The organism is Croceibacterium xixiisoli (genome assembly GCF_009827305.1).
GTDB classification, from domain to species: Bacteria; Pseudomonadota; Alphaproteobacteria; order Sphingomonadales; family Sphingomonadaceae; genus Croceibacterium_C; species Croceibacterium_C xixiisoli.
Map to the genome: position 1 here is coordinate 426739 of NZ_WTYJ01000002.1, position 21855 is coordinate 448593.

The 21855-nt window shown below is 64.6% G+C and carries 16 protein-coding genes; 8 read left to right on the plus strand and 8 right to left on the minus strand.

Going from position 1 to position 21855, the window contains the following annotated elements; all coding sequences use genetic code 11:
• The first annotated feature begins 255 nt into the window (after positions 1-255).
• Complete coding sequence (locus GRI97_RS11130) at positions 256-924, plus strand: hypothetical protein (protein ID WP_161391254.1); 669 nt, start codon at positions 256-258, stop codon at positions 922-924.
• 202 nt (positions 925-1126) lie between these two features.
• On the opposite strand, the gene GRI97_RS11135 is transcribed toward GRI97_RS11130, so the two are convergent.
• From GRI97_RS11135 to GRI97_RS11145, 3 genes are all read right to left on the minus strand, one after another.
• Positions 1127-2212 carry a helix-turn-helix transcriptional regulator gene (locus GRI97_RS11135; RefSeq protein ID WP_161391255.1) on the minus strand — a complete coding sequence of 362 codons (1086 nt, stop codon included), beginning with the start codon at positions 2210-2212 and terminating at the stop codon, positions 1127-1129.
• A gap of 152 nt (positions 2213-2364) precedes the next feature.
• Positions 2365-3360 (minus strand): oxygenase MpaB family protein, encoded by a 996-nt coding sequence (locus tag GRI97_RS11140; RefSeq protein ID WP_202392716.1) that lies wholly within the window; start codon positions 3358-3360, stop codon positions 2365-2367.
• A 109-nt stretch (positions 3361-3469) separates the two neighbouring features.
• A complete protein-coding gene (locus tag GRI97_RS11145; RefSeq protein WP_161391256.1) occupies positions 3470-4690 on the minus strand; it encodes a multidrug effflux MFS transporter in 1221 nt (406 codons plus the stop codon).
• A gap of 232 nt (positions 4691-4922) precedes the next feature.
• Between GRI97_RS11145 and GRI97_RS11150 the strand changes: the two genes are divergently transcribed.
• On the plus strand, positions 4923-5237 hold the full coding sequence (locus tag GRI97_RS11150; protein WP_202392717.1) for a hypothetical protein: 315 nt from the start codon (positions 4923-4925) through the stop codon (positions 5235-5237).
• A 110-nt stretch (positions 5238-5347) separates the two neighbouring features.
• On the plus strand, positions 5348-6031 hold the full coding sequence (locus tag GRI97_RS11155) for a hypothetical protein (RefSeq protein ID WP_328598538.1): 684 nt from the start codon (positions 5348-5350) through the stop codon (positions 6029-6031).
• 55 nt (positions 6032-6086) lie between these two features.
• On the opposite strand, the gene GRI97_RS11160 is transcribed toward GRI97_RS11155, so the two are convergent.
• From GRI97_RS11160 to GRI97_RS11180, 5 genes are all read right to left on the minus strand, one after another.
• Complete coding sequence (locus GRI97_RS11160; protein WP_161391257.1) at positions 6087-7217, minus strand: mandelate racemase/muconate lactonizing enzyme family protein; 1131 nt, start codon at positions 7215-7217, stop codon at positions 6087-6089.
• Positions 7214-8692 carry an alkaline phosphatase family protein gene (locus tag GRI97_RS11165; RefSeq protein ID WP_161391258.1) on the minus strand — a complete coding sequence of 493 codons (1479 nt, stop codon included), beginning with the start codon at positions 8690-8692 and terminating at the stop codon, positions 7214-7216. Before GRI97_RS11165 ends, GRI97_RS11160 begins: the two co-directional genes overlap by 4 nt.
• A gap of 56 nt (positions 8693-8748) precedes the next feature.
• Positions 8749-10098 carry an alkaline phosphatase family protein gene (locus GRI97_RS11170; protein WP_161391259.1) on the minus strand — a complete coding sequence of 450 codons (1350 nt, stop codon included), beginning with the start codon at positions 10096-10098 and terminating at the stop codon, positions 8749-8751.
• A 71-nt stretch (positions 10099-10169) separates the two neighbouring features.
• On the minus strand, positions 10170-13061 hold the full coding sequence (locus tag GRI97_RS11175; protein ID WP_161391260.1) for a TonB-dependent receptor plug domain-containing protein: 2892 nt from the start codon (positions 13059-13061) through the stop codon (positions 10170-10172).
• Positions 13062-13412: 351 nt separating this feature from the next.
• Complete coding sequence (locus GRI97_RS11180) at positions 13413-14102, minus strand: helix-turn-helix domain-containing protein (RefSeq protein ID WP_161391261.1); 690 nt, start codon at positions 14100-14102, stop codon at positions 13413-13415.
• 178 nt (positions 14103-14280) lie between these two features.
• Between GRI97_RS11180 and GRI97_RS11185 the strand changes: the two genes are divergently transcribed.
• The 5 genes from GRI97_RS11185 (at position 14281) to GRI97_RS11205 (ending at position 21790) form a co-directional block, all read left to right on the plus strand.
• A complete protein-coding gene (locus GRI97_RS11185; RefSeq protein ID WP_161391262.1) occupies positions 14281-15618 on the plus strand; it encodes a spinster family MFS transporter in 1338 nt (445 codons plus the stop codon).
• A 293-nt stretch (positions 15619-15911) separates the two neighbouring features.
• A complete protein-coding gene (locus GRI97_RS11190) occupies positions 15912-17330 on the plus strand; it encodes a DUF6438 domain-containing protein (protein ID WP_161391263.1) in 1419 nt (472 codons plus the stop codon).
• Positions 17331-17384: 54 nt separating this feature from the next.
• Complete coding sequence (locus GRI97_RS11195) at positions 17385-18974, plus strand: DUF6438 domain-containing protein (protein WP_161391264.1); 1590 nt, start codon at positions 17385-17387, stop codon at positions 18972-18974.
• A gap of 82 nt (positions 18975-19056) precedes the next feature.
• Positions 19057-20175 carry a YncE family protein gene (locus GRI97_RS11200; protein ID WP_161391265.1) on the plus strand — a complete coding sequence of 373 codons (1119 nt, stop codon included), beginning with the start codon at positions 19057-19059 and terminating at the stop codon, positions 20173-20175.
• 256 nt (positions 20176-20431) lie between these two features.
• Positions 20432-21790 carry a VWA domain-containing protein gene (locus tag GRI97_RS11205; RefSeq protein ID WP_161391266.1) on the plus strand — a complete coding sequence of 453 codons (1359 nt, stop codon included), beginning with the start codon at positions 20432-20434 and terminating at the stop codon, positions 21788-21790.
• The last annotated feature ends 65 nt before the right edge of the window (positions 21791-21855 follow it).

The window sequence follows — 21855 nt, forward strand, 5'->3', positions numbered from 1 at the left end:
GCCGACCCTTGCAGTCCGGGTCTGCCCAGCCGGGCGGGTGGCCGTATATTTCCCTTTTTCTACAAAAACATGAGGCATTGATAGTGCAGGCCTTTGGCATGCAAGCTGCGCTTTTGCGCAAAAATTCCGGCATATCCCAGCTGGTAGATGCTGCAGTTGCGAAGGGCTGCGAATGGGCGGCGAAACGGCGTGGGGATCGCGCCGTTCGTCACGCCGGCGGCAGCGGGCCGCCAGCATATTGAGATGGGGGTTATCTTGAACATTCGTTACGCAGCGGCTCTGCTCGCAACAGCCATCGCCACGCCGGCCATGGCCCAGGACGCCGACAATGGCAGCACGGTTTCGGTCGCGCTGACCGGCGGCACGCTGGGCATCGGGCCGGAACTCGGCTGGCGCCCGTCCGAACGGATCGGCGTGCGCGGCAGCGCCACCTTCGTCGGCATCGGGGCCGATTTCGATTCCGACGACCTTGCCTATGAAGGCGATGTGAAGCTCAATTCCTTCGGCGCGATGCTGGATGTCTATCCGTTCGGCGGCGCCTTCCGCATTTCCGGCGGCGCGCGCATCAACAACAACACAATCGACGTCACCAGCACGCCCAGCGGCATCGTGGAAATCGGTGGCGACGAATACACTGCGGCCGAAGTCGGCACGTTGTCCAGCGGCGCGGATTTCAAGCGCTTCTCGCCCGCCGTCACGATCGGTTTCGGCGGCAGCAACCGCAAGGGCTTCGTCTTCAGCGCCGATGCCGGCGTGCTGTTCCAGGGCGCGGCGCGGCTGCGGCCGATCCAGGCCACCGGCACGGCCCGCGATGACGCGGATTTCATGGCCAGCCTGGAAGCGGAACGCGTCTCTCTGCAAGACGATGTCGACAAGGTGAAGGTGTTCCCGATCCTGCAGTTCGGCCTCGGCTATCGCTTCTGATCCGTTTTCGGCGATTTTTGCGATCTGACTTTTGACGACCAGCCTGCCCGGCGAAAGCCGGCAGGCGCCCGCCCGTTACTTGCGACCCGATGGGTGGATCAGACAGGTTGCGGGAGCTTCAGCATCCCCAGCCTTTCATGGACGTCATGTGACTGGAGCCGCCACCGGCATGATCGGGGGCGGCTCCATTTTTCCTGATTTCTCAGTGTTTGCCCTGCGTGCCCAGCATAGCCACCAGCTCCGCCTCCCGCCCGACGCCCAGCTTGTTGTAGATCGCCTTGATCTGCTGTCGCACCGTGCCTAGCGTCGCGCCGCGCTGATCGGCTATATCGGCGCGCGATACACCGGTGGAGAGGGCCAGGGTGATCTGAATCTCCGCCTCCGTCAGCCCCATCGCCCGTAGCCAGCCGCGCAGATCGGTCGAGGATTCCATCGGATGGCGCAGCACCACGATGGCATGCGGGCGGAAACCGATGTTGGTTTCGGGCGGGTTGAAGGCATGGATCGTCGCCAGCAGCGGCTGACCCGCAGCGCGGCGGATGATCGCGGTCGCCTGATCGGTGCGGCGGGCGATCACGGCGTGGATCATGGCGTTGAGCGCAGCCTGATCGCGCTGATCCCCGCAGATGGGGCGGCCATGCTTCATCTTCAGCGTATCCGAAGCGGCCAGCATAACATCGGCCGCCTGGGTCTGCGCCAGGCAGCGGCCGTGCCGGTCCAGAAACAGCACCGCCTTGCCGAGCACATCGAACGAACCAAGCAACAGCTTGCGGCTCTGCCCTTCCAGTGCGCTCTGCAGTTCCACCGCATGGCGTACATGCGGGATCAGCCGGGTAAAATTGCGCCGTTCCTGCAGATTGCTCATCCCGTCAGCGGTGGAGCGCAGCGTGGCCAGGCCGACGAAGCCGGTATCGTCCTGCGCCACCACCGCCTGGCAGCCGTGGAACATGTCGAAGCGTTCGCAATAATCGAGATAGATATCCTGGCGCAATGTCTTGCGCGCTTCCGCATAATGGCCTTCGTGGCACAGTGTGTAGGGCGGGGTGCTGGTGCCGACAGCGATGCGGAAATTGATGTCCGGATCATAGCCGCCGACCTGTTCCAGCTCGGTCAGTTCCTGTGCGGAAAATCCGATGACCCAGTTGAAATTGACATGCGCCGGGCCAACCCCGATCAGCTGGCCCCGTTCCGTGCCGGTCGCATGGGCCAGCGCATTCAGCGCGTCCATCCAGCTGCCATCGCCCAGCGCCGCCCCATGCAGCAGCGCCCGAACCCCCTCGACCGTCAACCGACCTGTCCCATGCCTTGATACCCCCGCACCGTTAAAACCGGCGGATCTGGGCGGGTCAAGGGCCGCCGATGTTGCAATTTGTTGTATTTGATGTCGGCACGGCGATTGCCAGATCGGTGATGCCGATTAACCATATGCTTTGTAACTATCTAGCCCAGAGCATGGGCTGAAAAATCATCCTGTTGTGGCTCTGCCGGCCCCACGCGCAGCCGCGCCTGGGCGGGGGGCGATCCGGGCAGCGGCAGGCGTTCCGCCAGCCGGGCCATGGCGCGCACGGCGGCGCGATCGGCCGGGCCGAGCCCGCGACCGACCAGCAGCAGGCGGGACCGGATATCGGCCGGCAACATGTCGATCGCGGCGCGCACGAACATCCGCTGCATTGGGCGCAGCATGCGCGGCAGGATCGGCGCGGTGCGCATGGTATCGAGAAAATCGAGCAGAATGTCGGAAGGTTCGAGCGTGGTGCTGACCTGCGCCAGCATGAAATGCCATTGCGCCAGCGTCAGCGGCGGATTGTTCGCGCCATAGAGCCGGGCCGCCTTTTCCGCCTCGGCAAAGCCGCGCGATTTTTCCGCCGGGGTCAGCGGCGCGGCGAAGGCGGAATAGGCTTCGATGAAGCCGTAGGATGCGGTGGCCTGCACCCAGTCGAGCAGGCGGGAATTGTTGGCGAAATAGGGCGTCCCATCAGGCAGTGCACCGCGCACCTGGTCATGGCGGCGCACGACCCGGGCGATCATCTCCCGCGCGGCGCTCTGCGGGCCATAGACGGTCATCATTGCGGCGGCGCCGGTGCGGCGCAGGCGCAATACGGGATCGGTGCGGAAACTGCTGTGTTCCCATACGCCCGCGCGCACCGATGGTTCGGCCAGTTCCAGAATGACCGCCGCCACCCCGCCGATGAACAGCGTGACCGGATTGGCGAACACGCGCCAGCTGATGGAATCGCGCGGGGTCAGCGCCGGTTCGCCCGCAGGCTGCGAAAAATCGAACGCCATTCCGGGCGGCGGTTCCATCAGCCGGGTGATCGGGCCGGTGATCCGCCCGCTTATTCCCCCTCCGATTTTGGCGCCGATCGGGCCGCCAATCCTGCCGCCAATACGACGGACGATGTTCCCGCCAGCTGCCAGCCGTCCGTTTCTGCCCATGCGCCTGTTCCCGTGATTGCCCCTGTCGAATTCCTGCAAGGCGCAAACTGTTTCACGCTTTTGGCGACAAGGCGAGCGACTGATACGTTCAAAACTGGTTCTAATCGGTTCAGCCCGGCCTTTTGCCCGTATGACGCCGGGCCAGCAGCAGCGGCCAGACCAGCGCGCCCAGCGCACAGGCCAGAATGGCCACGGCCAGCGCCACTTCGGGCCGCGCGCCGACCAGCCCGGTGGCCCAGGCAACCAGCGCGGCAAAGCCGAACTGGCTGGTGCCAACCACCGCCGATACGCTGCCCGTGCGGCTGGCATCCACGGCCAGCGCCCCGGCCATGGCATTGGTGGATACGAATCCGATGGAAGCGATGACGAAGAACAGCGGCACCAGGATGCCGGGCAATCCGCCCCATCCGGTCAGCGCCGCCGCCAGCAGGGCGAGGGCCGCCGCCAGCGCCATCAGCGCGCCGCCCAGCATCAGCCGGTCTGGCGCATGGCGGCCGAGCGCGCGGCGGTTGATTTGGGCGGAAAACATCAGCGCCAGCGCCATGGCGGCGAAGATCCAGCCGAACCACAGTTCCGAAATGCCATAGGCTTCGATGATCAGGAACGGCGCGGCGGTGATCCAGGCGAACTGCGCCGCAAAGTTCAGCCCATTGGTGATGACATAGCCCACGATCCGGCCATTGCCGAACACGGCGGCATAGGCGCGCAGCACCGATTCCTCGCGCGCGCGTTGGGCCACCGCTTCGGGCCGGGTTTCCGGCATGGCCAGCACCACGGCGAGCAGCAGGCTGCCGCCGAATATCGCCAGCGCGCCGAACACCCCGCGCCAGCCGAAAAAGGTCGCGATCAGCCCGCCTGCAATCGGGGCGATCAGCGGGCCCAGGCTGCGTGCGGTCAAGAGCATGGAAAAGGCGCGCGCCGCCTCCTGATGATCCAGCCGGTCGCGCACCATGGCCGACGATATCACCATGCCGGCACAGGCGCCGAGCGCCTGGACGAACCGCAGCGCGATCATCTGATCCATGCTCTGCGCCAGCAGGCAGCACAGCGTCGCCACCAGATAGAGCGCGGCCCCCGCCAGCATCACCGGCCGCCGCCCCAGCCGATCGGCCAGCGGACCATAGAACAGCTGACCCAGGCCAAGGCCGAGGAAATAGCCGGCCAGCGTATGCTGGGCCTGCGCCGTGCTGCCGCCCAGATCCTGCGCCAGCTGCGGCAGGGCCGGCAGATAGATGTCCCCGGTAACCGGGGGAAAGGTGGTCAGCGCGCAGGCCAGCACCAGAAAGCCGATGGCGGGCGGGGCGGATGATGATGGCGTGCGCGTGGTCATGATCGCGCGGCTTTAGAACACGCGCGGGCAAAGGCCGCCAATGTTTTTGGCCGCCCGTTCAAAAGCGGCGCCCGCGTCACCGCCTTTCCCCATCCACCGCACCCCTCGGGCGCCTCATCCGCAGGACGATCCGCCCATCGGAAGCGCGGCACAATTGGCCGGAAGCTGCATTGCGGGGGTGGCGGCAGCGTGCTTCCCAGGTGGTCCGGGGGCGCCGGACAAGGAACGACATATGGTGTCGCACAAGCGGAAGATCGCTTCCACTGCATTGATTTTACTGGGAACCGTCGGCCTGGGTGGTTGCGCCACCAAAGGCTATGTCAATGAACAGATCGCGACGGTGAACCAGCGGATCGAGGGGCTGGAAAGCCGCCTGCAGACCACTGACGGCACCGCCAAATCGGCGCTCAGCGAAGGGCAGGCCGCCCGGGCAGAGGCCCGTGCCGCTGCCGGGCAGGCGCAGAACAACGGCCAGCGGATCGACCAGCTCAACAGCCGGGTCGATGGCATAGAGCAGCGGATGACCCAGCGCCGGCCGCGCAACTGATGATCGAGGTTCGCGAAGGCAGGCGGGCTGGCGCTGCCCTGCACTGAATGCATCCCTACTCGCATTCTCCCCGGCAGTCCCCCTCGTCGGTCCCTCTGCTTTCGCGGCACGTGCGGGTGCGGGTCGCCTTTCCCCTGCTGGTTGCAGTCCTGGCAGGGGCGATGTGGCCCGCATCTTCCCCCGCGGCGGACACTGCGCCGCAGTCGGGGATCGATGCGGCAGCACGCGACACGCTTTCCCCCGCTGCGCGCCGGGTTGCCGACTGGATCGCGGCAGAGGGCGACAATGGCGCATTGCCCTATGCGGTGATCGACAAGCACGCGGCGCAATTGTTCATCTATGCCGCAGACGGCGAATTGCTGGCCCAGGCGCCGGTGCTGATCGGCGTAGCGGTGGGCGATGATGCCACCCCCGGTGTCGCGGGCAAAAGCCTGTCGCAACTGGGGCCGGCGGAAAAGACCACTCCGGCCGGGCGATATCTGGCCCGCTATGGCCGCGCCGTCGGCCGGCAACAGGTGCTGTGGGTCGATTACAGCACCTCGGTGGCGCTGCACCCGGTGCCGCCCGCCAACCGCCGCGAACGCAGGGCGCAGCGGCTGCAATCGCCCGATCCGGATGACAACCGCATCACCTTCGGCTGTATCAATGTGACCAATGCCTTCTACACCCGGCATATCCGCCCGCTGTTTCGCGGGAAGGGCGGGATAATCTACATCCTGCCGGATACGAAGCCGCTGGAAGATGTCTTCCCCAGGCTGCATCTGCAGGGCCTGCCGCCGCCGGCGGAAGACTGACGGTCAGGGCGCGTTTGCGCCGCTGCGCAGCTTGATCGGGAACAGCGAGCCCAGCCTATCCCGCTACGTTCTGGCGGTAGTTCTCCGCCGCGCGCGCCACGGCATCGGGGTTGATGTCGAAACCCAGTCCGGGGGCGGTCAGCAAAGGCAGCGTGCCTTCCTGCAGCCGCAGGTCAGGGCCGGTGATGATATCTTCGGCAAGGAAGTGGTTCATGTACTGATTGCCGTCGTCCAGATTGGCGATCACCGCCCCGGCATGCAGCGTGGCACAGGTGGAAATGCCGCTTTCGTACAGGCCGTGCAGGCACAGATTGACGCCTGCTGCCCCGGCAATTGCCGCGCATTGCAGGAAACGGGAAAAACCCCCGGTCTCATGCAGGCCGATCACCACCAGATCGGCTGCACCAGCGGCGCACAATTGCGCGACGTCGCCGGGGGTATAGGCGATCTGGTCCGCCGCCACGGGGATCGGGCTGTGCGCGCGGACCGCCGCCAGCGCAGTCAGGCTGCCGCGTGGTGTCGGCTGTTCGATGAATTCCACATCATAGGGCGCCATAGCGGCGATCATCCGCCGCGCGGTCAGCACGTCCCAGGCTTCATTGGCGTCGATCCGCAGGCGGCGGTCGCCGATGGCGCCGCGCACCTGGCGCACGATATCCCGATCCAGTGCATCGCCGCGCCCGACCTTCACATAGATCACCTGGCACCCGGCCTCGACCCAGCGTGCCGCGTCGCGTGCGATCTCTTCCGGGGAATGGCCCTGCGGAAACCCGAAATATTGCAGGTGGTCACGCTGGGCCCCGCCGATCAGCGCGTGAACCGGTCGCCCCGCAGCCTTGCCCGAAATATCCCACAAGGCCATGTCGATCCCGGCCAGCAGGGTGGCGGCGAAACGAATGTCGGCCAGATTGCCGCGTGATGCGAACAGCTGCTGATAAATATCGGCCAGAATGGCATTTATGCTCAGCGGATCTCGCCCGATCGCGACATCTGCCGCCGCGCGGATCAAATCCAGCGTGGCGTCGGCGCGGGCCATGGCCATGACTTCGCCATAACCGATGATCCCTTCATCCGTGTTTATTTCGATCAGCACGCATTCGGCGGCGTGCAGCACACCCTGTGCCCAATGGTACGGCTGGCGGAACGGCAGCCGCAGCGGCGTGGAGACGATGCTGCGGATCTTCACGGGCGGCGTTCCGGTGATCCCGCCGCAGCGCCGGTCGAGGCATGGGCCGGCGCAGGCGCCTGCGTGAACACCGGCAGCGCGGCCTGTCGTGCGTCGCGCAGGCTGACGCCCAGCGCCTGTGCCACGGTCGGGGCGATCTGGCGGATATCGATCCGGCCGAGATTCTGCCCGGCGCGAATGCCGCTGCCGGTGATGAAGAAGGCCGCATCCATCTGCCGATTGTCCGGCAGATAGCCATGCACGCCGACAGGGGCGGCCATGGATTGCACCAGATCGCCGGCCAATGCGCCGCCCACCACCGTGCCGCTCTGCATCTGCACCACGAAGCTGGCACCGGTGTAGCCTTCCAGCGCGGCGATATCCTGCCCTTCGATAATCCGGGCGATCCCATTGGCGGGGTCAGCGGCAAGCCGGCCCAGCACTTCGCGCACGCGGCGTCGGGTCGCCTCGTCCCCAGGATCGCGCAGCATGATCGCCGCATCCGATGCTGCCCAGATATCGGCCTGCCAGTCGGTAATGCGCGCCGCCCGCCCATTGCCACTCGGCGTCACCGTGATCAGCCCGGCTTCGATCAGCGGAATCCTCAGATTGAGCCGTTTGGTGGCCGGGGCCTGGCCGTGGTCTGACACGACCACCAGCACGCTGTCCGGATCCACCGCCTTGGTGGCAGACCACAATTGCCCGATCAGCATGTCCACGTCTTGCGCGGCGCGGTTCGCCTGCGGGCTGAAGGGGGCGTGTTCATGCGCCTCCACATCCACGGCGGACAAATGCAGGGTCAGGAACTGCGGGCGATAACGGCGCAGGATTTCCACCGCGTAACGCACGCGGGTGGCGTCATAATCGTCGGTGCGGAAATCGATCCCGTTGTAGGGGCCCAAATCACGCTCCAGTGCGGCCAGCAGACCGGCCGGGCGTGCCGCGCTGCCGATTGCCTTGCGATTTTCATCGTCCCAAGGCGAAGGCTGGTACCGGGGAATGTCGTAGTGCACGGCCGTGCCGCCCACGGTCGAAAGCTGGTCGACATTGGCCGTGATCAGCCCCGCACGCGCGGCTGCATGCCACAGCGTGTCGGTCTTCACATCGGCATCATAGAGATAGAGCCCGCCGGCGGTGTTGCGGTCGGCCGGTTCGAAGCGTTCATTGTTCAGCACGCCGTGTTGCGCCGGGCTGGTGCCGGTCATCAGCGTGACCGCGCTGGGCCAGGATACCGTGGGGGCAATTCCCCGCGCGCCTTCGGCGTGACTGCCTTCAGCCATGATCGCGCGCAGATTGGGCATGGACAGGCCGCGCTGTTCGGCTTGCGTCACATATTCCGGGTTCATCCCGTCGATGCTGACCATCACCACCGTGCGGGCCTGGGCCGGGGCGGTCGCGGTGATGGTGCCGCTTGCCGCCAGGCCAGCCAGCAGGAAAGCGGCGAAGGTCCGCCGGCCGCGAAGGGGGATTGGGCGAAGGGGGGAGGATTTAGACATGATGATCCTGTGGAGAGGCCGTGTGGCAATCGAATGAAACAGGGCGGTATGGGGGCTCAGCGTGTGGCTGCCACGGGCAGGGCGGGCTGATCGGCATCCTTCAGCGTCACGCCCATCACCCGCGCCAGCGTGGGGGCAATCTGGCGCATGTCGACCACGCCCAGATCGCGCCCGGCGGCAATGCCGGTGCCCTTGATGAAGAAGCTGGCGTCCATTCCGGGCGTGCCGGGCAGATAGCCGTGATGGCCGCGCGTGGTCGGGAAGGTGGTCACCTGTTCGCCCAGATACATGCCGCCGATCACCGTGCCCGGCTGCATGTCGATCACGAATTGCGCGCCAGGCCAACCCCCGAGTGCTTCCACCTCTTCCCCTTCGATCACGCGGGCGATGCCATTGGCCGGATCGGCCGCCAGCCGGTGCAGCAGCGCGGCCACCTGGGCGCGGGTGGCGGCATCCCCCGGATCGGTCAATTTGATGGCCTGGCCCCAGACATCCAGCTTGCGGTCGGTCACCTTGACCGCGCGGCCCGGTACCGGTTCCTTGATCGTGATCAGCCCGGCGGCGACCAGCGGCACCCGCAGGTTGAGCGCGCGGGTAAAGGGCGCCTGCCCATGGTCGGACACGACGGCCACGACCGTATCGGGGTCATTGGCCAGCGCAGCATCGATCAGCTGGCCCACCAGCCGGTCTTCTGCCTCGACCGCCGCCTTCGCCTCGGCGGTGAACGGACCATTGGCATGGGCCGCGGCGTCCAGCGACACCATGTGCACCAGCATGAATTCCGGCTGGTGCCGCTGCAGGATATCGACGGCATAGCGGGTGCGCAGCGTGCTGCCCGCTATGTCCGACGCCTGATAGAAGCTGCCGAGCCGGGCCTGCATGTCGTCCAGCAGCCCTTCGGGCCGGGCCATGGCGGCCTGGAACTTGACGGTTGCTGCCGATTGATAGGGTTCGACATGCGGCAGGTTCCAGGTGATGGCGCGGCTGCCGGCGGTGTTGAGCCAGCCTACGCTGCCACTGGTCATGCCTGCGCGGTGCGCGGCATCCCACAGCGTGTCTGCGGTGATATCGGCAGCGAAGGTGCACATCGAACTGCTGAAACCTTCGGCCACCAGCGGATCATTGCCGGTGATGCCATGGCGGGAAGGGGAAACACCCGTCACCAGCGTGGCGTGGCTGGGGCAGGTGATGGTCGGCACCACCCCGCGCACACCGCTGGCATGGCTGCCTTCGCTGATGAAGCGGCGCAGATTGGGCAGGTCGAAGCCATGCTGTTCCGCCTGCGTCACATATTCCGGGTTCATGGCATCGATGCTGATCAGCAGCAGCGGGCGGGCAGCGGCGGGCGCGGCGATGATGGTGGTGGCGGCCAGCAACAGGGCGGCGGCGCGGCGGGTCTTGGTCATGGCTGATCCTGCAAAGGGAGGAAAACCGGGGGCGGCGGCACGGGGGTGCCCGTGCCGCCGCCGGTGGAGGCTCAGAAGTTGAAGCGGAAACCGGCGCGGAAGCTGCGGCCGATCACGTCATAATAGAGCTGGTTCACACCCCATTGCTGGCTGCCGATGCCGGTGGGGTTGGGGATGACCGCCGGGGCTTTGTTGGCCAGATTGCTGACGGAGAAGAACGCTTCCACTTCCGGGCGGAAGCGATAGCTGGCGGACAGATCGATGTAGAAGAACCCGTCGACATGATTGTTGTCGATGGTCCGCGCCGTCGCCGAAGAGGTCGGGCAATTGGCCCGGCATTCGACGTAGGTGTTGCTCAGCACGCCGTCGCTCATGCCCCGGCCGGTGAGCGAGGTGGTCAGCTTGCCCGCCGTCAGCGATGCCTGCAGCAGATAACGCCATTCCGGCGTGCCGGCGAAGGTGCCGAGCGAGGATGTCGGATTGGCACCGACCAGTCCGGTCAGTGAAGAGTTTTCCAGGTAATTGGTGGCCAGCGCGCGCAACGTCAGCTGGCTGTCGGGCAGGCCCAGCATGGCAAGATCGGTGCGATAGCTGGCTTCGTAATCGATCCCGCGAACCACCTGCGATGCCAGATTGACCGGACGCAGCGTGATGTTGGACACGCGCCCATCCGCTCCGCGTTCGATGAACTGGCACAGCGACTGATCGCCGGCGAAGCATTCGTTGAGCAAGGTGCCCACGCTGATCGATGCGATCGCATCCTTGACCGAGATGTCCCAGTAATCGACCGAGGCGCTGAAGCCGGGAATGAAGCGCGGTTCGAACACGGCGCCGACATTGAACGTATCCGCCTTTTCCGGATTGATCACCGGATTGCCCACCGCCGTGTAGAACATGGCATAGGATTCATTGTTTACGAACGGATCGGAAAAGGTGGAGGTCAGCGTCTGGCCCGGCTGGAACAGATCGGCCAGATTGCCGGCCCGAATGTCGCGCGAACGGGTGATGCGGAACCGGATATCCGGCACCGGCGCCCAGGTCGCTCCCAGTTTCCAGGTCGTGACGAAACCCGAAGAGCTGTAATCCGTGCCGCGAATGGCGGCGTTGACATCCAGCGCATGGGCAAACGGCAGTTCTGCTGCCAGCGGCAGGGCGACTTCGACGAAGCCTTCGGTTACCGTATAGCTGCCGACGATGGCCTTGAAATTGCCCGCCCAATAGCTGTTCACCTTGGACAGTTCGTCGGAATTGCCCTTCGACGCCTCCCGACGGTGCTCGATGCCGGCGGCCAGCGAAACCGGCCCGGCCCAGGTGGCGAAGGGTTCGCCCTGCAGCGTTGCGGCATAGGTATCCTGGGTGATCGTCGCGTCCAGCCAGGCCGTGCCGTTGACATAGTTGAGCGCGCCGGTCGATGCGACCCCGGTACCCAGGATGTTGAGCGGCACGCAGCCATTGTTCGGATCGGTCAGCGTGGAACGGCAGATCGGCACGCCATTGGGGCCCATCACCGTATCGATCGCGCGGCGGTAATTGGCATTGATCGGAATATAGAGTTCCTGCTTGAAATCGCTGACATTGCGGTTCCAATAGGCATCCCACTGCCAATCGGATCCGAGCATGTCGAATTCCCCCTTGGTGCCGATCACATAGCGATAGAGATTGCGATCTGCCTTGTAGGGCAGGCCGCCGATATCCTGGTTCCAGGTGCCGACATCCAGCGTGGTGAGGCCAAGCTCATCCATCCGGGCGCCGATCGATTCCGGCAGGAACGGATTTTCGCGCGTGATGGTCAAACCGCCGAACTGGAACATCGGGGTGGTGATCATGTCGGTCTTCGCGCGCGACCAGCCGAACTGGCCATAGACTTCCAGCGCGCGGGCCACTTCGAAACTGGCCCGGACGAAGGCGTTCTGGCGCACCATCGGATTGTTCAGCGCCTGCGGACCATTGCCGAAATCGGTTACCTGCCAGTCGCCACCGATCATGTAGGGATCGCGGACCACCGAACCGAAGTTGAGCTGCGCCGGTGCGCCACCTGGACCGAAATAGATGCCGCGCAGCGGGCCGCTGGTGATGATGCCGCCCGGGGCCACGGTGGTGTAACCGACATTGGTGGCGGCCAGCATTTCCGGCTGGCCATTGGCCGGCGTGTAGGCCGGGTTGAACATTTGCTTGGCGCCGACATACCAATCGCGCGGGATGCCGTGGATGCCCTCGTTCCAGGTCTGTTCGATATTGGCCATGATATGGCCCCGGCCATCGGCAAAATGGGTTCCGGCGGCCAGCGACAGGCGATAGTTGGGATCATCGCCATAGGTGGTGATGCCGCCCGATACTTCCCCCTTCAGCCCGGTAAAGCTGGTGTTGAGCACATAATTGACCACACCGGCCACCGCGTCCGAACCCCATGCAGCCGATGCCCCGCCGGTGACCACTTCCACGCGTTCGACCAGCGAATCCGGAATGGTGCTGACATCCACCAGCCCGCCGGTGGTGGATGCGGGCATGCGCTGCCCGTCCAGCAGCACCAGCGTGCGCTGCGTGCCCAGATTGCGCAGGTTCAGTGCGTTGACGCCGACCAGGCCGGCGCTGATCGTGCTGGTGTTCATCCGCGTGCTGCCGGCCAGGGCAGGCAACTGGTTGATCGTGTCGGACAGGTTCAGCGGCGCAGCCCGGCGGATTTCATCGGCGCCGAGCACGGTGGTGGGGGTGGGGGCCTGATATCCGTCGCGCACGATGCGCGAACCCGATACGATAATGGCATTGCTGCCGCCCTCATCCGATGCGCTGTCGCCTGCGCTGTTGTCGCCGGTTGCATCATCGGCTGCTTCGGCCGCGGCGTCATCGGCGGTCAGAGCAGTGCTTGCCTGCGCCATCGGGGACAGCATCAGCATCCCTGCCAGCACCGCCGTTGCGCTGGCCCCATGCAGCAAGCGGGTAAAGACACGATTATCGGTTTTCATAGAGACCCCTGAGTGTGATGTATGTTTCGGTTCTGGAAAACTGACGCACGACAGCGGCAAGCGCCTGCGGGTGGCAGACGCCTGTGGTGATCAGACAATGTTCGAAAATCTAAGGTTTTAGCCCATGTCTCTGTTGCGAGTCGCTCAGATCAGTTTCCAATACGGAAAATCGTATGGGAATTTTGCGACAGTTTCGTGAAATGAAAAATTTTCACGATGAACCGAAGCGAGGGGGCCGGCTGCTTCGCGGGCACGAGCGGGCATACCGCCTGGTGCGGCAATGGCAGGTGATTGTCAGGGGTGGCGGGCTGGCCTGCCCGCCCTCAACAATGCTGTGCCGCCGCCCCGGTATCAGACGTGCGGAATGCTCGTGCAGACCGACATGATCCGGCATCGACCTGGGGCTGCAGCGATATAGGCGTGGCCCATGCCAGCATCGAAATAGATCGAATCCCCTTCATGCAGCAGCACGGGGGCATACAGATCACAGTGGAATTCTATAATTCCGTCAACGACATAGGAAAACTCCTCGCCGGCATGGCGGGTGAATTCCGGAAAATCCTCAATCGATCGGGCCTTCACATCCACCAGCATCGGGTGGATCGACCGGTTCAGCAGTTCCGGGGCGTGGCAGGCGTAGTCGTAAAAGGGCGTGCCGATGTTCTTTTCTTCCCCCTTGCGGGTGATCGACCGGCGCCCGCTTACCAGCTGCGGGGCGCCGCCAGGCTGCAGGCCGGCACCGTTGAAGGGAAACATGGCGCCAGTCTCCCCCCGCACGATCTCCCCCCGCACGATCTCCCCGCCGGACAGCAATTGCGCAATGTCCACGCCCAGCCCATGGCCCAGCTTCAACAGCTTGTCATAGCTCAGGCCCATCTTGCCGTTTTCCAGTTTCGACAATGTGGAGATCGACATGCCTGTGCGATCCTTCACATCGGCCAGTGTCCAGCCCTTCGCCGCGCGCAGCGCGCGCAAGGCTGCGGCCGGATCGGCAATCATCCGGCTGTCGTGGCTGCTGCTGTCGGCGTCTGCTTCGATCATGGGTGAATTTGCCTGCGGGAATGGAAAGGCGGGCTGTTGCGATAGCGGGAAAATGCCCCCGCGGCAAAAAATTTTCCGCATTTTGCGAAAGTTGAAAAGTGTTCCGGATCAAGCCGTCACAAAGCTGTGACCTTGGCGTGGCACAGCGTCACCGAAACATGGCGTGGAACAGGGGCGCATGGGCGCAGCTACCGGATCAGGGTTGAATTCATCGTCCGACGATACCTCCGGCGCGGGCTCCCGGTTGCCGGAACGCTATCGCGTCCTGCTGATCCTGACGCTGGTCTATGCCGTCAACGTGGCCGATCGCTTCGTGGTCTCCACGCTGATCGAACCGATCAAGGCGGCATTCGGTCTGACCGACGCGGCAGTTGGCTTCCTGACCGGTGTGGCCTTCGCGCTGTGCTATGCCTTCGCCAGCCTGCCGCTCGGCCTGCTGGCGGATCGGGCCCACCGGCGCAACATGCTGGCCGTGGCCATCACCGTATGGTCGCTGTTCACGGCGCTTGGTGGCCTGGCGCACAATTTCTGGCATTTCCTGATCGCCCGGGTCGGCGTCGGCCTGGGCGAAGCAGGGGCGACCCCGGCCTCCCATTCGATCCTGGCCGATTACTTCCCTGCCTCCGAACGGACCATCGCCATGTCGGTCTTCGCGTTTGGGATCGCGATCGGTTCGGCCATGGGTGGGATCATCGGCGGGCTGGTGTCGGAAAGCTTCGGTTGGCGATCGACCATGCTGCTGTTCGCCCTGTTCAACCTGCCCGTGCTGGCGATGCTGATGTGCCTGCGCGAACCCGCGCGTGGCGCATCCGATCCGGCGCCGCCCGCGCCCGGCCATGCGCCCGCCGCACGTGGTTTTGCGGAGGTGGCACGTTTCATGCGGGGGCAGCGCGCGCTGCTACACATCCTGGCCGGCGGCGCGATCGCCGATTTTGCCAAGGGCGGGCTGGCCTGGTGGACCCCCGCCTTCCTCGCCCGATCGCACGGCTTCACCACCGGCGGCGCCGGGCTGCAGGTGGGTTTGATGAGCGGCCTGGGGGGCGCACTGGTGCTGGTGGCGGTGATGCTGGTCATGGTCCGCATGATGGGTCGCGATCCGCGTTGGCCATGTCGTTTTCTGGCCATTTTCAGTGCTCTGGTTACCTTGCCAGGCATTGCGGCCTATCTGGTGGGGGATAGCTGGCTGGCGCTGTTGCTGCTGTGGCTGTTCATCCCCTTCGCCAATTTCCACGTCGGCCCCGCGCTCGCCCTGCTGCAGAACCTCACCCCTTCGGCGATGCGCGGGCTGGTGGTGGCGATTTTCCTCTTCGCCACCAACATGGCCAATCTGGCGCTGGCCCCCCAGATCATCGGCCTGCTGTCCGACACCCTGGCCACCACCCTCGGTAACCCCGGCGACGCCCTGGGCATCGCTCTTTCCCTATCGGCAATCGCGGGTTTCTGGGCCGCCTGGCACTTCCACGCCGCCATCCGCACCCTGCGCGAGGACATCACCCGCGCGAATGGCCCGGGGTGATTGTTACAGTGTGACGGCAGACGAATTTGCCCCATGCTGCCGAGGAAATCCGGCATCCAGACCGGCAGGGGAATAGCATGCGGTCAGGGCGGGTTGGCGGAAAGCTGATGATGGCTGCGGCGTTGGCGTTATGCGCCTGTGCGGGGGAGCCCGTTGATCCGGACAGGCCGAATATTGTCGGTTTCGCAACCCTACAAGATGATCGCCTGTCAGGTCCGACCACGATCAGCGCGGCGGGAAGCGGCCTGTTGGACAGCGTCCGGATCGTCGTCACCATAAATCGGAACGGACGGGTGATAGATGCTGCCCTGGCCGAGAGCGGCTGGCAACGGATGATCCGCAGCCTGTCGTTCTGGAATGGCGAAGCATCACGGACCGAACAGGCGCTGGAGGCAGCGCGGCAATGGCGGTTTCGCGCTCAGCAATTCGATGGGCGCCCGGTGCAGGCGGTAGGCATCATCACGATCAAATATCTGCAGCCAGAGATTGCCGCCAGCCCTGCTGCGGAATTCCCGAATGGTACGCCTGCGGACACGGAAATGATGCTGGAGCGGACGGGCTGCTATGGGAGCTGCCCTGCTTACAAGGTCAGCATCAGCGGGCAGGGGCGGGTGCGTTTTTCCGCCGATGGAGCGCATTCCTATGTCGCTTGGTCCGGCATTCACGAAACGCGGGTAAGCCCGCAGGTGGCCGCTGAATTGATCGAGGCTTTTCGCAGCGCCCATTTCGCCGGCTTGCGGCCTGCCTGCGAAGTGGCTGCGATCGATAGTCCAACCTATTTGCTGACCCTGCGACGGGGTGGGCGCACGATCAGGGTGGAAGATCATCTTTGCCAGTTAGACGGCATGCCGGCCAGCGTGACGGCGCTGCAGGATATGATTGATCGGCTCGCCGGGACGCGGCGCTGGATCATCGGCAATGTGGACACGGTCGCTGCAATGAAGGCGGAAGGCCTGGATCTTGCGTCGCCACAGGTGGCGAATATCGCGGCGCAGGCCATCCGCAACAGCTGGGGCGATCGCAATCGAACACCCGATATCGCACAATTCCTCACCCGGCTGGTGGATGCTGGTGCAAGATTGGATCTGCCAGTTGATGGAAGTGCAGAGGATATGGACGCGGGATCGATACCGCTCGGACGCATGATCGCCCTTTTTGCGGCGCGCTTCGGAGAAGAGGGGCTGTTCGCGCAGATGGCGAGCCGGGGCTATGTGGCCAGCATGACGGGGGCAGAGCGCGACACGGCATTTGCCAACGCAGCCGGGTGCAGCGCCGCCATTGCGCGGACTTTGCTATCGAACGGGGCTGATCCTCACGCGCAATCCGAAAATGGCAACGCATGGCATGCTCTGGGCGAGGTTTACGGTGTTTGCCATGCGGCGGGGGAAACGCGCAGGGCAGAGCTGGCGGAGGTGCTGATCGCTGCGCAAGTTTCACCTGGCAGAGCCAATGGGCAGAGACGTATCCCACTTCACAACATCGAATCCCCCGCAGTGGTGCGCGGCCTGATCCGCGCCGGCGCCGATCTCGATGCAAAAGGTTCTGGTGGAGAAACCCCGCTGATGACGACGCAAGACGATCGCGTGGCGCTGATCCTTCTGCGCGCTGGCGCCGATCCGCATGCCGGCGCCAGCGTCGGAGCATTGAGGGCGAGGGCGCGGGAGTATCACTGGCCGGCGACGCTCGCCTGGCTGGACGCGAAGGGGCTGTAGAGAAATTCCATGCGCTCGACAGGATCGGCGATCTGGTTTGTTGTTGCAGCGGGAATGCTGGGTTTGTCGGCTGGCGCGCGGGCCAAGCCGGATATTCCCGGGACGGTTGGGGTCGCGACGCTGGAGGGTGAGCGCTTGTCCGGCCCGCTCTTTGCGAGCGGGGTGGAAGGGCACAGCATTCTGGACAGCGTCACCGTCATCGTCACCGTGGACAGGGATGGGCGCGTGATTGCGGCTGAGCCGGGCGAGCATTCCATGCGAAACCTTCCCCCACCGCTGGTTTGGCGCGGTGCTGAACCGCCGCCTGGCCCGGCCATAGCGGCAGCGCGGCAATGGAGATTTCGCCCGCAACAGTTCGAAGGGCATCCGGTGCAGGCCATTGGCGCGATCCGCATCGGCTATCCGGTGCCGGAGCAGCCGGTGGATGAGCAGGCGGTGTTTCCCGAAGGCAGCCCGGCCGATACGGAGATAACCCTGGAACGAACCAGCTGTTTTGTCGGCTGCCCCATGTACACGGTCACCGTCAACGGAGAGGGGCGGGTGCGGTTTTCGGCCGACCCAGCGACATCGCACGTTGCCTTGCCCGGGGTCCATGACGCGCAGATTTCCCCGCAAGCGGCCACAGAACTGATCGACGCCTTCCGCGACCATCATTTTGCCGGGCTGCAGCCCATGTATCGCGCCGATCTGAGCGATACCGCGACCATCATACTGACCCTGAAGCGGGGCGGTCGCACGATCCGGGTGACAGATCTTACCGGGGGATTTGTCACCACGCCTAAGGCGTTGCGGACCTTGCAGAGCGAAGTGGATCGGGTCACCGACACGGATCGGTGGACATATGGCAATGCGCAGACGATCGCTGCGATGAAGGCGCAGGGCATGGATTTCGCCTCCGCCGAGATTGCCGAGATCGCAGCCAGCGTCATCCGCCGTCACAGCTTCGATGCCCCCTTGGAACGCCAGCGTGACGTGGGCGCCTTCCTGCGCGGATTGGTGGAACAAGGCGCGGCGCTGGAGATGCCCGTGAATGGCAGGACGGGCGAGACCATTCCGCCCAAGCTGCCCTTGGGGCGCCTGATCGCGCATTTCTCCACGATGACGGGCGATGAGGCGCTGTTTTCGGAGATGAACAGGCGAGGCTATGTCGCCAGAATGACGGCGGAGGAAAGGGACTCCGCCTTTGCCGCGGGGGCCGGATGCAATGTCGCCGTGGCGCGCGGGTTGCTGTCGGCAGGAGCCGATCCCCAGGCGCAGGGAGAATGGGGCAACGCCTGGCACGCCTTGGGCGCTCGATCCGGATTTTGCGAAGACGTGGAGGCGCGGATGGACGCATTCGTGGATGTTATGATCGCCGCGCGGGTTTCCCCGGGGGCCGTGAATGAAGCGGGGGACATGCCGCTGCATAGCCTCAGATCCCTGGCCTTGGCGCGCGGCCTGATCCGGGCGGGAGCCAGGCTTGATGCGCAGGCGGGCGATGGTGCCACGGCGCTGCTCAGCACCGATGACGATCGCATTGCGCTCACGCTCCTGCGTGCGGGTGCCGATCCGCATGCGGGTGCCGGCGTCGGAGCGCTGCGGGCGAGGGCGGTCGAGTATCACTGGCCAGCAACGCTAGCTTGGCTGGATGCCAAGGGGCTGTAATCTCGGACAATCCCGCCAGTGCATAAACCAAATCCAAATTAATGATATTGCTTCGCATCAGCACATTGGTTAGCTTTCGGGCATGTTCAATTCCACTGATCTCGCTTCGCAGGCCCCGGAAACGCAGGATGGCGAAGGTGCTGCGCTGATGCGGCGGGTGGAGCTGGCGCCAGCGCTGTATCAGATTGCCTATTCCGCGCGCGTGGATGCCGTGTTCGTGGCTGCGGCCGGCGGGTGGGGTGGCGATACGCGGCCATCGGTTATCTATCGGCTCGATCCCCGGACTTTGGCGGTGGAGGCGGAAATTCCGATGGAGCGCAACGGGCTGGGCCTGACGCTGGATGATGCGGCGGGGCGGCTCTATGTCGGCAATGCGCTGCATGCCTCGGTCACGGTGATCGATATCGCCACCAACCAGCTGATTGGCGTGGCGCAATTGGCGGAGAAGGTCACCGCGCCCGGTTTCGACGGCCAGCCGACCGAACGCTATCCGCACAATCTGCGCGAACTGGTGCTCGACCGGCGCCACAACCGTCTGTTCGCCCCCGGCATCTGGATCACCGACAGCGTGCTCTATGTCATGAACACCGAAACGCTGGCGCTGGAAAAAGTGCTGCCGGGGTTTGGTTTCGGCGTGGCCGGGGCGGCGCTGGATGAGGATGCGGGCAAGCTTTACGTTTCCAACATGCAGGGGCAGCTGCTGACGGTCGATACCACCAGCCTCGAACTGGATCGCGTGCAGGAAATCGCCGCCGATCAGCTGCTCAATCTCACGCTGGATCGCGCCACCGGCCATGTGCTGGCCACCGATCATGGCGGCGAGAACCCGGACAAGGTGCGGGCTGAGTTCGCCAAGATCGCCTATGAAGTGCGCGGCCCTGGCCACCGGGTGGTGGCGATCGATCCGATCAGTGGCGATGTGGTGAGCCACACCTCCACCGGGGAGCTGCCCGTGGCGCTGCTGATCGATGAACCGCGCAACCGGCTGTGGGTCACCAATCGGGGATCGGGCACGGTCACCGTGCATGACAGCCGCGATCATCGTCTGCTGCAGAGCTTCGATTTGCCGATCCACCCCAACAGCCTCGCGCTCGATCAGGCGAGCGGGGCGGTGTTCGTGACAATTAAGAATCCGATGACCAAGGATTCAACCGATATTGACCGCGCCGCGCTGGAAAGCGTCGCCCGGATAGAGTTCTGACAGCGCCAGACTGTTAGAAAGGGCAGGCGCAACTTCGCCGAGTTGCGTCTGCCCGGATCGCCCCCGCCGCCGGCCGGCCTTTCCATCGATCCCGCACATATCCTCGGATAACCGACAGGGTGCCTCCCTCATGGTTCGCTGACGGGTACGGGATGGGTTGCGGCTGCACATGGCTGGCGGGGGCAGTCCTCCAGCAAGTGCGGATCGTATCTCTAATCTGCCAGTTCAGCCCCGCCAAAGCGCGGGTTTCCGCCACATGCGCGATGGCTGTCGTTGCGACGGATGGTGGCGCAGCGCCGTCACACCGATGGCCGAAGGGGGTGGCAAGCCGGTGCCCGTGGGTTATCCCATCCTGCAAACATTGGGAGAAGATCGGGACATGCAGCAACTCACCAAGGGCGGAAATACCACGGTGCCCACCGGGCTGGTCAGGCCAGCGGTTCGCTTCGGCGCGGGGGTGGCGGATGTTTCGGCCTATGTGCTGGATGGCAGCGGCAAGGTGCGCGGCGATGCCGACATGATCTTCTTCAATCAGCCGGCCACGCCCGATGGGGCAATTGCCCTCAGCGGCGCCGATTTCACCATCGATCTGGCGCGGGTGGCGAGCCATGTCGAACGGATCGCCATCTGCGCCACGCCCGAACAGGGCACCGTGGCCGATCTGCGGCGGATCGATATCGAGGCGCCCGGCGTGGTCGGTTTCAGCCAGGATACCGCCGGCATGGCCGAGGCGGCGATCATCATCGGCGAATTCTACCGCCGCAATGGCGAGTGGAAATTCCGCGCCGTGGCGCAGGGCTTCAACGGCGGACTGGCGCCGCTCTCCCGCCATTTCGGAATCGAGGTGGCGGATGAGGGAGCGCCTGCGCCTGCCTCTTCTCCCGCACCGGCCCCGGTGGATCTGCGCAAGCAGCGGATCGTCAACCTAGAAAAGCGCGATCCCAAGCTGGTCAGCCTGGCAAAGGCGGCTGCGGTCAGCCTGGAGAAGAAATCGCTGGGCGGGACGACCGCAAAGGTCGTGCTGGTGCTGGATATTTCCGGATCGATGTACACCCGTTACCATCGCGGAGAGATCGACCGGCTGGTGCAGCGCGTGCTCGGGCTGGGGCTGAACATGGATGATGATGGCTCGATCGAAGTCTATGCTTTCGGCAGCCGGTCCCATCGCGTGGGCATTGCCGATATCGACAATTACAAGACCTTCGTGCCCGACATGCTCCGCAAGCATGATTTTGAAGGCGGCACCAAATATGGCGCCACGATCAAGATGATCCGGGAAGATTTTTCGACCCAGGCCGATTTCGGGCGGGTGCCAATCTATGTGATGTTCGTCACCGATGGCGACACGATGGACCGTTCGGAAACCGAGAAGCAAATCCGCGCGGCTTCGTCCGAAGGGATCTTCTGGCAGTTCATGGGCATCGGCGGCAGCGAGTCCGGCGGGTTCAAATTCCTGGAAAAGCTGGATGATCTGAGCCGGCGGAAGGTCGACAATTGCGACTTCTTCTCCGTCAGCGATCCCGATGCCGACAGCGATGCGGAACTCTACGACAAGCTGATGAAGGAATATCCGGGCTGGCTGAAAGCGGCGGCAAAGGCTGGCATCCTGCGCTGAGCGCGGGAGCCGGAGCCGGCGCCTAAGCGTTGGTGAGGCGCGTTGTTGGGCGTAAGATCAGGAGG